Origin of the sequence: Mycobacterium sp. SMC-4 (genome assembly GCF_050205565.1) — a bacterium.
Classification (GTDB): Bacteria; Actinomycetota; Actinomycetes; order Mycobacteriales; family Mycobacteriaceae; genus Mycobacterium.
The window spans coordinates 268,578-281,065 of the sequence record NZ_JBNMQU010000005.1 but is presented as its reverse complement, the minus strand read 5'-3'; the positions used below and the strand labels follow the sequence as shown (position 1 = coordinate 281,065).

Below are 12,488 nucleotides of genomic sequence, written 5' to 3'. Positions count from 1 at the left end.
AAAGTCATATGTGCACATGACGCTGAAACGACGAACGCCCCGGCTCGTGATGAGCCGGGGCGTTCGATCGTTACTGGCTAGGCGTTGCCTGCGAGCTTCTCGCGCAGCGCAGCGAGCTGAGCGTCGCTGGCCAGCGAGCCACCGGCCGACGACGAATCGTCGGAACGCGACGTGCCGTTCGCGGACGGACGGGCAGCCTCGGCAGCCTCAGCCGCGGCGAACCGCTCCATCTGCGCGGTGTGCATCTTGTGGCGACGCTCGGCCTCGGCGTAGCGGGCCTCCCACTCGTCCCGCTGCTTCTCGAAGCCTTCGAGCCATTCGTTGGTCTCGGCGTCGAAGCCCTCGGGGAAGATGTAGTTGCCCTGCTCGTCGTAGCTGTCGGCCATGCCGTACTTCCAGGCCTCGAACTCCTCGGCGTAGTCCTCGTTGGCCTGCTTGAGGCTCAGCGAGATGCGGCGACGCTCCAGGTCGATGTCGATGACCTTGACCATCGCGTCGTCGCCGACCTGGACCACCTGGTCCGGCACCTCGACGTGACGCTCGGAGAGCTCGGAGATGTGCACCAGGCCCTCGATGCCCTCTTCGACACGGACGAACGCACCGAAGGGCACCAGCTTGGTGACCTTGCCCGGCACGATCTGGCCGATGGCGTGGGTGCGGGCGAAGTGGCGCCACGGGTCTTCCTGAGTCGCCTTGAGCGACAACGAAACCCGCTCGCGGTCCATGTCCACGTCGAGCACCTCGACGGTGACCTCGTCGCCCACCTGAACCACCTCGGACGGGTGATCGATGTGCTTCCAGGACAGCTCCGAGACGTGCACCAGGCCGTCGACACCGCCGAGATCGACGAACGCGCCGAAGTTGACGATCGAGGACACGACGCCCTTGCGGATGGCGCCCTTGGTGAGCTGGTTGAGGAACTCGCTGCGCACCTCGGACTGGGTCTGCTCGAGCCAGGCACGGCGCGAGAGCACCACGTTGTTGCGGTTCTTGTCGAGTTCGATGATCTTGGCCTCGATCTCCTTGCCGATGTACGGCTGCAGATCGCGGACGCGACGCATCTCGACCAGCGACGCCGGCAGGAAGCCGCGCAGGCCGATGTCGAGGATCAGGCCGCCCTTGACGACCTCGATGACGGTGCCCTTGACGGCCTCGTCCTTTTCCTTGAGCTCTTCGATGGTGCCCCAGGCCCGCTCGTACTGAGCGCGCTTCTTGGACAGGATCAGGCGGCCTTCCTTGTCCTCCTTGGTGAGGACCAGAGCTTCGACCTCGTCGCCGACGGACACAACCTCATTGGGGTCGACGTCGTGCTTGATGGACAGCTCACGGGAAGGGATGACGCCTTCGGTCTTGTAACCGATGTCGAGCAGGACTTCGTCACGGTCAACCTTGACGATGGTTCCCTCGACGATGTCGCCATCGTTGAAGTATTTGATGGTTTTGTCGATGGCGGCGAGAAAGTCCTCAGCCGAGCCGATGTCGTTGACGGCTACTTGGGGCGAGGTGACGGAGGGACTTGGCATGTGGTGGGTTGCTCCGGACAGGTTTAATCGTAGGGACAGGATTGCTTTTGTTGACCTGAGATCGCGCACACAGGTACTCACCGAGCTTACTCGACCGGACACATGCTGGCCAAACCCGGTCCGCCTTACCCGGCTGTCGGGCTCGCACCGTTTACCCTGCGGGAATGTCGATCAGTCCGGTCCACCCGGTGGCCGCACCGAGTATTCCGCATCATCGGGTCCGCAAGGTCGGCGCGCCGCTGGGCGCACTGATCGCGCTGGGCACGCTGACGGGGTTGTTGGTGATTCTGCTGACGGCGGTGAATCCGGCAGGCACCGCCGTCGGCTTCGTGTTGTCGAGCGTGGCGATCGCGGTCGTTGTCCTGGCCTACCTGTGGCTCGACCGGTGGGAACCCGAGCCGCCGCGCCTGTTGCTCTTCGCCTTCATCTGGGGCGCCTCGGCGGCGGTGGTCATCGCATTGGTGCTGCAGATCCTGCTCGAAGTGTGGCTCAACCCGTCCCTGGACCCGGAGGCCGCTGGCACCAGCGCGTGGACGCTGGTCCTCGGCGCCCCGATCACCGAGGAAGCCGCCAAAGGCCTGTTCCTGCTGCTGATGATGACCGGGGCGCGGCGCAACGAGATGAATTCCCTGACCGACTGCCTCGTCTATGCCGGGCTGGTCGGAGCCGGTTTCGCGTGGCTCGAGGACATCATGTACATCGCCGACGGCGAGTCGCTGGCCGATTCTCTGTTGACTGCCGCGCTGCGACTGATCATGGCGCCGTTCGCGCATTCGCTGTTCACCACGATGTTCGCGCTCGGCGTCTGGTTCGCACTGCACAAGCGCAGCACTGCGGCTCAACTCGGCTGCCTGCTCCTGGGTTACGCCGGGGCGGTCCTGCTGCACGCGATGTGGAACGGCTCCTCGCTGCTGGGTGTCGAGGCCTACTTCGGGTTGTACATCTTCTGGATGATGCCGATCTTCGCGTTGGCCGTGATCCTGGCGATCTACAACCGGCGGCGTGAACAGAAGACCGTGACCGCCAAGCTGCCGGGGATGGTCGCGGCCGGGGTCATCACACCGAATGAGGCGAGCTGGCTGCGCTCCATCCCCACCCGCAAGCTCGCAATCGCCGAGGCGACGCGCATCGGCGGCAAGCAGGCCGGCAACTCGGTCCGCAAGTTCGCCCATCAGATCGTCGAGCTGGCATTCGTGCGGGACCGCATCGACCGTGGCTTCGGCGATCCGCGCGTCGCCGCCCTCCTGACCCACGAGACCTACGCGGTCTACTCCGCGCGCGCGTCGGCACCCGTCCTGCAGTGGATGGCCGGCTTCCGGACGTTCTGACCCGATCAGCTCCGGAAGTACACGAGCTGGTGCGTCGTGACCAAGAGGTCACCGCGTCGGCTCCACAGCGTGGCCGATTGGTCGAAGTAGCCGCGAGCGAACCGATTGGCCCGCGTGCATGCGAGCACGTAGTCCGCGCCGACTTCGTCGAGGTCGGTCGCTTCGGCGTGGAAATAGATGGTCATCGAGACGGTGCCGGCGGGCCCGACGGCGCCGCGGCGCAGGAACACGCGGGGGTAGAAGATGTCGCTCAACGCGGTGAGGGCCGCGAAGTCGAGCGGACGGTCACGCGCGTCGCGCACCCACAGGTTGGTCGCCGACGACGGCGCCGCCCCGGCGTCCGGACCCGGGATGCCTCCGTCGATATAGCGCATGTCGAAGTTGTTGATCCAGTCGACCATTCCGGGCGCGTCACTGGGCGCGACGGCATCCGGCGCCGGCACGGTCGGCGGCACCGCCTCGGTGTCGGTCCACGTGTCGCGGCGGGTGGCGAAGACCGCCGAAGCGTTGGTCTTGACCTCGCCGTCCTGCGTCAGTTCGACCAGCCAGTGCTGGTTGCTGCGATTGGTGCGGACGATGCGGGCCGAGACGTCGAACGCGCCGTCGGCGACCGGCGCGGTGAAGTTCACGGTGAGGGCGACCGGCGCTCCGGTCCGATCCGGATGGGATTCCACGGCGCGGAGAAGGATGGCGGCGGTGACGCCGCCGAACGGTCCGACCATGTTCGCCCATGCCGGGCTCGTGTGCCCGCGCCAACCACCGTCGGACGGCGTCAGCGTCAGAGCGTCATCGAACGGGTGCGATGCCATGAGGGGCCTCTCTCGGAACGGTAGCCAGCGGGTCAGTGCGCCGCGGCGTCCCAGCTGCGTCCGTAACCGACGCTGACCTCCAGCGGCACCGCGAGTTCGTACGCGCTGCCCATCTGGTCGCGCACCAGCGCATCGAGGGTGTCGCGTTCTCCGTCGGCGACTTCGAACAGCAATTCGTCATGCACCTGCAGCAGCATCCGCGACTGCAGGCCGGCGTCCTTGATGGCCTGGTCGACGTTGATCATCGCCACCTTGATGATGTCCGCGGCGCTGCCCTGGATCGGCGCGTTGAGCGCGGCGCGCTCGGCGGCTTCGCGGACGTTGCGGTTGCTGCTGTCGAGCTCGGGCAGATACCGCCGACGACCGAACACCGTCGAGGTGTAGCCGTCCTTACGGGCCTGGTCGACGACGGCGTGCAGATAGTCGCGCACCCCGCCGAATCGGGCGAAGTACTGCTCCATCTGCACCTTGGCTTCCTCGGTGGAGATCTTGAGCTGCTGGGCCAGGCCGTACGCGCTCAGCCCGTAGGCCAAGCCGTAGGACATGGCCTTGACCCGGCGTCGCAGCTCCGCGGTGACCTCGTCGATGGGCACCGAGAACGCGCGCGAAGCGACGAACGAGTGCAGATCCTCGCCGGTGTTGAACGCCTCGATGAGGCCTTCATCGCCGGACAGATGCGCCATGATGCGCATCTCGATCTGGCTGTAGTCGGCGGTCATCAGTTCCGCATAACCGTCTCCTACTACGAACGCGTCGCGGATCCGACGGCCGGCCTCGGTACGGATGGGGATGTTCTGCAGGTTCGGCTCGGTCGACGACAGCCGCCCGGTCGCGGCGATCGTCTGGTTGAAGGTGGTGTGGATGCGGCCGTCGCTCGCCGTGGACGCCAGCAGCCCGTCGACGGTGACCTTCAGTCGCGTCGCGTCGCGGTGGTTGAGCAGGTGCTGCAGGAAGGGATGCCCGGTCTTGTCGAAGAGACCCTGCAGCGCATCGGCATCGGTGGTGTAGCCGGTCTTGGTGCGCTTGGTCTTGGGCATCTGCAGCTCGTCGAACAGCACCACCTGCAACTGCTTGGGTGACCCGAGGTTGATCTGCTTGCCGATCACCGAATAGGCCGCTTCGGCGGCGTCGCGGATCTGGTCGGCGAATTCGCTCTGCAACTCGGTCAGCTTGGGCAGATCGACGGCGATACCGGCGGTCTCCAGCTCGGCGAGCACCCGCTGAACCGGCAATTCCATGTTGCCCAGCAGGGCCGAGGAGTCGATACGGGCGAGCTCCTCGTCGAGCGCGTCGGCCAGATCCATGACCGCGTTGGCGCGCAGCAACAGTGTCTGCACGGCCTGGTTGTCGATGCCGTCGGACTCGTTGAGGCTGTCATCGAGCAGCGAAAGCTGTTGCTGCTCAGGGTTGTCGGCGCGCAGTTCCCGTTTGAGGTAGCGCAGCGACAGGTCGTCGAGGGTGAAGCTGCGTTGGCCGGGCCGCACGATGTAGGCGGCCAGCGCGGTGTCGGAGGTGACACCCGCCAGCGTCCAGCCGCGGCCCTGCAGGTCGTGCATCGCGAGCTTGGCCTCGTGCAGCGCCTTGGGCACGCTCGGGTCGGCCAGCCACGCGGCCAGGGCGGCCTCGTCGTCGGGGGTCAGCGACGCGGTGTCGAGATAGCGGCCGTCGCCGTCGGCGGCGACAATCGCCAACGCGGTCGCGTCACTGTCGAAAGCCAGATGGTTACCGACCACCGCCAACCCGAACCGTCGTCCGTCGCTGTGCTCGGCCAGCCACGGCGCCAGCGTGCCGGCCTGCAGCGCTTCGCCGCGGACCTCGAAGCCCTCGTCGACCTCCGGATCCGCCGAAGCCAGGGTGTCGAAGAGGCGGTCCCGCAGGACGCGGAACTCGAGGTCGTCGAACAGGCGGTGGATCTGGTCGCGGTTCCACGGCTGCATGCGCAATGTGTCCGGCGTCTGCGCCAGCGGCACGTCTTTGACCAGGTCGGTGAGCTCGCGGTTGAGGATCACGCTGGACAGGTTGGCCCGCAGCGCGTCGCCGACCTTGCCTTTGACCTTGTCGACGTTGTCGACCAGGGCCTCCAGCGAGCCGTATTCGGCGATCCACTTGGTGGCGGTCTTCTCCCCCACGCCCGGGATCCCGGGCAGGTTGTCGCTGGGGTCGCCGCGCAACGCCGCGAAGTCGGGGTACTGCGTCGGGGTGAGTCCGTACTTCTCGACGACCGCCTCGGGAGTGAACCGAGTGAGCTCGCTGACGCCCTTGCGCGGATAGAGCACGGTGACCGAGTCGCTGACGAGTTGCAGGGAGTCGCGGTCCCCGGTGACGACGAGAACCCGGTAGCCCTCCTGCTGGGCCTGCGTGGCCAAGGTGGCGATGACGTCGTCGGCTTCAAAGCCGGGCTCGGCGAGCACGGTGATACCCAGCGCGCCGAGGACCTCCTTGGTGATGTCGATCTGACCGCGGAACTCGTCGGGCGTGGCGGAGCGGCCGGCCTTGTACTCGGGGTACTTCTCCAACCGGAACGTCTGCCGCGACACGTCGAAGGCGGCTGCGATGTGGGTGGGCTGCTCGTCGCGCAGCAGGTTGATCAGCATCGCGGTGAACCCGTAGACCGCGTTGGTGGTCAGCCCGCCCTGGGTCTTGAAGTTCTCCGCAGGCAGCGCATAGAACGCGCGGAACGCCAACGAGTTCCCATCCAGAAGCATCAGTGTGGGCTTGTCGTCGGCCGGCGCGGCGGCGGGCTTGCCCTTGGCGGTCGATGCGGTCTTGGCTGGGCTCACGGGTTCACTCTAGGCACCGCCACCGACAGGCGAGCCGTCGACCACTTCTGGTTCCGGTACCGGCTGGCGGGCCAGCAGGAGGAACAGTGCACCGCCGACGAACGCCGCCGCGCCGGCGAACGTCAGGAACCCGTTGAAGCTGGGGCTGGCCTTCAATGTCCAGCTGAGTATCAAGGCACCCAACGCCGAAGAGACCCCGATGGCTGCCGACAGGATGCTGAGGACGGTGCTGTACATCGACAGGCTGAAGCGGCGCGCCACCAGGTAGGCGATCACGTCTCCCTCGGCACCCCAGGCGGCCCCGAGACAACAGACCGCGACCACCAACGCGGTCACGCTGTTCCACGGCGATGCGATGAGCAGACAGCCCAGACCGGGCAGTCCCATCGCGATGGCCGCGACGAGGTGGGGCGGGAAGCGATCGAGCGCGATTCCACAGACGAAGCGGCCGACGATGACCGCGGTCGCGAACACCGAGATCAGCACGGCCACCGTCTCCCCCGGCGCCGAATCGGCCAGCATGACGCCGAGTTGGCTGGTGGTGACCGTGTGGTAGAGGTTGCACAGCAGCACTCCGCCCAACAGGATCCAGAACACCGGGTGGGTGGCGATGTGCCGGTAGTCGCTGCGGTTGTTGCGTTGCCGCGCAATTCGTCTGGTGTCCGCGTCGACGGCCGGGACCAGCAGCAGCGCCAGCACACCGAGCGTCGCAATGACGGCGGCCACGGTCAGGCAGCCGGCGCGCCAACCGTAGGCGTCGTTCACCGTGTTGAGAACTGGGGCCAGGATCGCGCCGAGTAGCGGCGGCCCCGAGATCGCGACAGCCAGGGCCAAACCGCGAGCCTTGACGAAACACGTTGCCACGATCCGGCTGTAGATCGCGGGCGTGGTTGTCACGCCGACGGCGATGAGGACGACATTGATCGCGAAGTACTGCCAGATGGGTCCGGACATCAGCGCGTAGGCGACCCAGCAGGCGGGCAGTCCGACCACCCCCACGAGCGCGACCCGTCGCACTCCGAACAGGTCGGTCAACCGACCGTAGACGGGTAGGAACACGAAGGTGAGCAGCGTGATCACACCGGTCAGCACGAAGTCCGACCGGCTCCACCCGAAGGCGTCGAGGAACTGCGGCCCCATGGCGGCATTGGTGTAGGCGCTCAAACTCAGGCCCGCGCTCAGACCGGCGGTGGCCGAGGCCAGCGGTTGCCAGTTGGTCTTCAGTTCCCCGAGGTAGGTCATCGCCGCCCATTCTGCTGTACGCGCGTCCAGTGCTGGCATCTCCCACCGACTGGAACACGTTTCAGTTTCGGTCGTGGTTCTCGGTACGCTCTTCGCGTGTCAGCTTCCACTCAACCCGCGATCGACGGGTGGTTCGCTTCCGACGGGTCGGGCAATCCGTACCTGATCGGTGGCAAGTGTCATCAGTGCGGCACCTACGTGTTCCCGCCGCGCGCCAACAACTGCCCCAACCCCGGATGTGACGGCGACGAACTCGCCCAGGTGCCGCTGTCGCGCCGCGGCCGGTTGTGGAGCTATACCGAAAACCGTTATGCGCCACCGCCCCCGTATCCCTCACCCGATCCGTTCGAGCCGTTCGCGGTGGCCGCGGTCGAGTTGGCCGACGAAGGGCTGATCGTGCTCGGCAAGGTGGTCGAGGGCACGCTCGCAGCTGACCTGAAAGTCGGCATGGAGATGGAACTGGCCACGATGCCGCTCTACGTCGACGACGACGGTGTCGAGCGGGTCGTCTACGCATGGAGGCGTGCGGAATGAGTCCGGAACCGGTTTACATCCTCGGCGCGGGCATGCACCCGTGGGGCAAATGGGGACGTGACTTCACCGAGTACGGCGTCGTCGCCGCCCGGGCCGCGCTCGCCGAGGCAGGGCTGGACTGGAAGCAGATCCAGCTGGTCGCCGGCGCAGACACCATCCGCAACGGCTACCCCGGATTCGTCGCGGGGTCGACGTTCGCCCAGAAGCTGGGCTGGAACGGTATTCCGGTCACCTCGAGCTACGCCGCCTGTGCCAGCGGGTCGCAGGCGCTGCAGAGCGCCCGCGCCCAGATCCTGGCCGGATTCTGCGACGTCGCGCTGGTCATCGGCGCGGACACCACGCCCAAGGGGTTCTTCGCGCCCGTGGGCGGAGAACGCAAGAACGACCCCGACTGGCAGCGGTTCCACCTGATCGGCGCGACCAACACGGTGTACTTCGCGTTCCTGGCGCGCCGCCGCATGGATCTCTACGGCGCGACGCTCGAGGATTTCGCGCAGGTCAAGGTCAAGAATGCGCGCCACGGGTTGGACAACCCGAATGCCCGCTACCGCAAGGCCGCCTCGGTCGACGATGTGCTGGCCAGCCCGGTGGTCTCGGATCCGCTGCGGCTGCTCGACATCTGCGCGACGTCCGATGGCGCCGCGGCGCTGATCGTGGCGAGCAAGTCGTTCGCCGAGAAGCATCTCGGTTCGGTGGAAGGCGTCCCGTCGGTGCGGGCCGTCAGTCTGCAGACGCCGCAGTATCCGCAGCATCTGCCGGAGCTGCCCGACATCGCGACCGATTCGACCGCGGTGGTCCCCGCCCCCGACCGGGTGTTCAAGGACCAGATCCTCGACGCCGCCTACCGCGAGGCCGGCATCGGACCGGAGGATCTGTCGCTGGCCGAGGTGTACGACCTGTCGACCGCGCTGGAGCTGGACTGGTACGAGCACCTCGGGCTGTGCGCCAAAGGTGAGGCCGAGCAGCTGCTGCGCAGCGGCGCGACCACGATCGGTGGCAAGATCCCGGTCAACGCGTCCGGCGGGCTCGCGTGCTTCGGCGAGGCGATTCCGGCGCAGGCCATCGCTCAGGTCTGCGAGCTGACCTGGCAGCTGCGGGGTCAGGCGACCGGACGTCAGGTCGAGGGTGCCAAGGTGGGCATCACCGCAAACCAGGGGCTGTTCGGCCACGGCTCGTCGGTCGTCGTCGCCCGCTGAGCCAGTCCGCGGTCCGGGTGTCTGAGGTCGTTTCCGTTCGGGTGAAGCCCGGCAGCTCGAAGGGTCCCCTGGTGGAGACCAGAGCGGACGGAACGCTGACCGTGTATGTGCGAGAGCGCGCGGTCGACGGCAAAGCCAACGAGGCTGTCGTCCGGGTGCTGGCCGAGCACTTCGGTGTGGCGCGCCGAGATGTCGAGTTGGCCGCCGGAGCGACGTCGCGGATGAAGCGCTTTCGCATCGCTCGCGCGTGACGAGGGTGCGCGAAATGACGGTGCGACACGGCGTTCCGACCGGCAGACCCGCGCGCTCGGCAGAATTAGGCGACGCCCAGGTAAGCGGCGCGGACGCTGTCGTCGGCCAACATCTCGCGGGCATTCCCGGTCTTGGTGACCGACCCCGTCTCCAGGATGTAGGCCCGGTCCGAGCGGCTGAGCGCCTGCTGGGCGTTCTGCTCCACGAGCAGCACCGTGGTGCCGGCCGCGTTGATCTCGGCGATGATCTTGAAGATCTGCGAGATGACCATCGGCGCCAACCCCATCGACGGCTCGTCGAGCAGCAGTACCTTCGGGCGGGCCATCAGCGCACGACCGATCGCGAGCATCTGCTGCTCTCCACCGGACAGCGTGCCGCCCACCTGACTCTTGCGTTCGGCCAGCCGCGGGAACGTGGTCAGCACCCAGTCCAGCCGCTCGTCATGCTCGGCCTTCGACGGAAATTTCCGTCCGTAGCAACCCATTTCGAGGTTCTCCAGGATCGTCATCCCCGGGAAGACGCCGCGACCTTCGGGCGCCTGGATCAACCCGTCGGTGACGCGCCGGTGCGCCTTGACCCGACTGATGTCGCGGCCCTCGAACCACACCGAACCCGACGTCAACGGCAGCAGACCTGAGATCGCCCGCATCATCGTGGTCTTGCCTGCGCCGTTGGAGCCCAGCAGCGTGACCAGTTCACCTTCATGCACGGTCAACGACACCGAATGCAGGGCCTTGATGCGGCCGTAGTGCACCACGATGTCGCGCACCTCCAGCAGCACCGGACGTGAGTCGGTCGACTCAGCTGATGTCATCGTCGGGCACCCCCAGGTAAGCAGCGATCACCTTCGGATCCTCGCGGATCTGCGCGGGCAGGCCATCGGCGATCTTGCGGCCGAACTCCAACACGACGATACGGTCGGTGACGCCCATGACCAACCGCATGTCGTGCTCGATGAGCAGCACCGTGTAGCCGTCATCGCGGATCTTGCGGATCAGGTCGATCAGCGCGGATTTCTCGCTGGGATTGAACCCGGCGGCGGGTTCGTCGAGGCAGAGCAACTTCGGTTCGGTCGCCAGTGCGCGGGCGATCTCCAGCCGGCGTTGGTCGCCGTAGGACAGGTTCTTGGCCTTCTCGTCGCCGCGGTGCGCGATACCCACGAAATGCAGTAGAGCAGCAGACCTCTCAATGGCCGACCGCTCCTCACGACGATGCCGCGGGGAGCGGATCAGCGCCCCGGGCACCGACGTGTGATGACGGGCATCAGTACCGACCATGACGTTCTCCAGCGCGGTCATCTCGCCGAACAGCCGGATGTTCTGGAACGTCCGCGCAATCCCCCGCCGAGTGATCTGGTGGCGTTTGATCCGTCCGATGGGCTGACCGTCGAAGATGACCGACCCGGAACTGGGCCGGTAGACGCCGGTGAGGGCGTTGAAACAGGTTGTCTTGCCGGCGCCGTTCGGCCCGATCAGACCGAGAATCTCGCCGCGGCGGATGTCGAACGTGACCGAATCCAATGCCACCAATCCGCCGAACCGCACGGTCAGTTCGCGCGTCTGCAGCAGCACTTCGCCTTCGTCGGCCTGGATTTCGCGGTGGACACTCGCGAGTTCGGCGATGCTGTCCTCGAACCCCTGCGGTTCGTCGGGGACCGTCACTGCACCGGCTCCTTGTCGGTCGGTTTGGTTCGCAGCAGGTCGCGCGCCGCCTTCGCGTAGGTCAGCAGGTGTTGCCGAGCCGGGAACAGTCCCTGCGGCCGGAAGATCATCAACACCACCAGCGCCAGCCCGAAGAACAGATACTTCAAGTTGCCCATGTCGATGCCCAGGAAGTGCACTCCCAGCAGCCGGTTGGGCAGGTAGACGATGATGAACGCGCCCAGGATGACGCCCAGCTTGTTGCCCTGGCCGCCGAGGACCACCGCGCACAGGAACAGCATCGAGTTGATGATGTTGAACGTCGGCGGCGCCACGTACTGCACCTGGCCCGCATACAGAGCACCGGACAGGCCGCCGATCGCCGCACCGATCGTGAATGCCCACAACTTGAACTTGAACGCGTTGACGCCCATGACTTCTGCGGCGTCCTCGTCTTCGCGCACCGCGATCCACGCCCGCCCGACGCGGCTGCGTTCGAGGTTGCCGACCAGCAGCAGGATGCCCACGATCAGGATCAGCCCGAGCCAGAACCACCACGTCCCATAGTTGGCGTCGCCTCCCGAATTGGACACGGAGAACACACCTTCGGGGTGGGCATCGCTTTCCAGGAAGTGCGGGAAGGCGACTTCATTCAGTCCGCGGGGACCGTTGGTGACGTCGGAGAGATTGTCGGCCATCAGCCGGATGATCTCGCCGAACCCCAGAGTGACGATGGCCAGGTAGTCGCCGCGCAACCGCAGCGTGGGGGTGCCGAGAACCAGGCCGCTGAGTGCGGTGACTGCCATCGCCAACGGGACGCAGGACAACCACGCCCACGGCGTGCTGAAGAACCCGGACGGGCTGAGCTGGTTCCACGGGCTTTCCGGGCTGGTCAACAACGCCACCGTGTAGGCGCCGACCGCGTAGAACCCGACGTAGCCGAGATCGAGCAGACCTGCTTGCCCGACAACGACATTCAAGCCGATCGCAATGATGGCGACCATCGCGAACTGAGCCATGGTGCCGCCGAAGCTGATGCCCGGGGTGTTCACGAAAGCGGGTTTGAACAATGGCGACAGGGCGATGCCGGCGAACAGGATGACGCCGAAAACCCACTTCTGCGCGCGGGTCAGCCCGTCCCACCAGTGCAGCACCCGCTGCCAACTGCCTCCGAGCCGTTCCAT

General features: G+C 66.4%; 11 protein-coding genes. 4 read left to right on the top strand and 7 right to left on the bottom strand.

What is annotated here, in order from left to right; translation table 11 throughout:
* Positions 1-77: 77 nt before the first annotated feature.
* Positions 78-1,523: a 30S ribosomal protein S1 gene (gene rpsA / locus ACQI46_RS11750; RefSeq protein WP_370487471.1), complete on the bottom strand. Its 1,446-nt coding sequence runs from the start codon at positions 1,521-1,523 to the stop codon at positions 78-80.
* 164 nt (positions 1,524-1,687) lie between these two features.
* Here rpsA and ACQI46_RS11745 point away from each other — a divergent pair, with 164 nt between their 5' ends.
* Complete coding sequence (locus tag ACQI46_RS11745; protein ID WP_427094156.1) at positions 1,688-2,851, top strand: PrsW family intramembrane metalloprotease; 1,164 nt, start codon at positions 1,688-1,690, stop codon at positions 2,849-2,851.
* A 5-nt stretch (positions 2,852-2,856) separates the two neighbouring features.
* Here the strand turns inward: ACQI46_RS11745 and ACQI46_RS11740 are convergent, their stop codons facing one another.
* The 3 genes from ACQI46_RS11740 to ACQI46_RS11730 form a co-directional block, all read right to left on the bottom strand.
* Positions 2,857-3,660 carry an acyl-CoA thioesterase gene (locus ACQI46_RS11740; RefSeq protein WP_427094155.1) on the bottom strand — a complete coding sequence of 268 codons (804 nt, stop codon included), beginning with the start codon at positions 3,658-3,660 and terminating at the stop codon, positions 2,857-2,859.
* A 32-nt stretch (positions 3,661-3,692) separates the two neighbouring features.
* On the bottom strand, positions 3,693-6,365 hold the full coding sequence (gene polA / locus ACQI46_RS11735; protein WP_427094224.1) for a DNA polymerase I: 2,673 nt from the start codon (positions 6,363-6,365) through the stop codon (positions 3,693-3,695).
* Positions 6,366-6,449: 84 nt separating this feature from the next.
* On the bottom strand, positions 6,450-7,682 hold the full coding sequence (locus tag ACQI46_RS11730) for an MFS transporter (protein ID WP_427094154.1): 1,233 nt from the start codon (positions 7,680-7,682) through the stop codon (positions 6,450-6,452).
* Positions 7,683-7,778: 96 nt separating this feature from the next.
* On the opposite strand from ACQI46_RS11730, the gene ACQI46_RS11725 reads away from it, so the two are divergent.
* The 3 genes from ACQI46_RS11725 to ACQI46_RS11715 are packed head-to-tail and all read left to right on the top strand — an operon-like array spanning position 7,779 to position 9,663.
* Positions 7,779-8,216, top strand: a complete 438-nt coding sequence (locus ACQI46_RS11725; protein ID WP_427094153.1) for a Zn-ribbon domain-containing OB-fold protein — start codon at positions 7,779-7,781, stop codon at positions 8,214-8,216.
* Positions 8,213-9,412 carry a lipid-transfer protein gene (locus ACQI46_RS11720; protein ID WP_427094152.1) on the top strand — a complete coding sequence of 400 codons (1,200 nt, stop codon included), beginning with the start codon at positions 8,213-8,215 and terminating at the stop codon, positions 9,410-9,412. Before ACQI46_RS11725 ends, ACQI46_RS11720 begins: the two co-directional genes overlap by 4 nt.
* Positions 9,413-9,429: 17 nt before the next feature.
* A complete protein-coding gene (locus ACQI46_RS11715) occupies positions 9,430-9,663 on the top strand; it encodes a DUF167 domain-containing protein (RefSeq protein ID WP_427094151.1) in 234 nt (77 codons plus the stop codon).
* Positions 9,664-9,728: 65 nt separating this feature from the next.
* On the opposite strand, the gene ACQI46_RS11710 is transcribed toward ACQI46_RS11715, so the two are convergent.
* Genes ACQI46_RS11710 through ACQI46_RS11700 form a run of 3 tightly spaced genes read right to left on the bottom strand, consistent with a single transcriptional unit; the run spans position 9,729 to position 12,488 of the window.
* Positions 9,729-10,478, bottom strand: coding sequence for an ABC transporter ATP-binding protein (locus ACQI46_RS11710; RefSeq protein WP_427094150.1), 750 nt, complete (start codon positions 10,476-10,478; stop codon positions 9,729-9,731).
* Positions 10,465-11,325 (bottom strand): ABC transporter ATP-binding protein, encoded by an 861-nt coding sequence (locus ACQI46_RS11705; protein WP_427094149.1) that lies wholly within the window; start codon positions 11,323-11,325, stop codon positions 10,465-10,467. The genes ACQI46_RS11710 and ACQI46_RS11705 overlap by 14 nt, the downstream gene beginning before the upstream one ends.
* Positions 11,322-12,488, bottom strand: coding sequence for a branched-chain amino acid ABC transporter permease (locus ACQI46_RS11700; protein WP_427094223.1), 1,167 nt, complete (start codon positions 12,486-12,488; stop codon positions 11,322-11,324). The genes ACQI46_RS11705 and ACQI46_RS11700 overlap by 4 nt, the downstream gene beginning before the upstream one ends.

Coding starts and splice junctions, on each gene's coding strand:
- ACQI46_RS11720 (WP_427094152.1), top strand. CDS start 8,213: ATGAGTCCGGAACCGGTTTACATCCTCGGCGCGGGCATGCACCCGTGG.
- ACQI46_RS11730 (WP_427094154.1), bottom strand. CDS start 7,682: ATGACCTACCTCGGGGAACTGAAGACCAACTGGCAACCGCTGGCCTCG.
- ACQI46_RS11700 (WP_427094223.1), bottom strand. CDS start 12,488: ATGGAACGGCTCGGAGGCAGTTGGCAGCGGGTGCTGCACTGGTGGGAC.
- ACQI46_RS11745 (WP_427094156.1), top strand. CDS start 1,688: ATGTCGATCAGTCCGGTCCACCCGGTGGCCGCACCGAGTATTCCGCAT.
- ACQI46_RS11740 (WP_427094155.1), bottom strand. CDS start 3,660: ATGGCATCGCACCCGTTCGATGACGCTCTGACGCTGACGCCGTCCGAC.
- polA (WP_427094224.1), bottom strand. CDS start 6,365: ATGCTTCTGGATGGGAACTCGTTGGCGTTCCGCGCGTTCTATGCGCTG.
- ACQI46_RS11710 (WP_427094150.1), bottom strand. CDS start 10,478: ATGACATCAGCTGAGTCGACCGACTCACGTCCGGTGCTGCTGGAGGTG.
- rpsA (WP_370487471.1), bottom strand. CDS start 1,523: ATGCCAAGTCCCTCCGTCACCTCGCCCCAAGTAGCCGTCAACGACATC.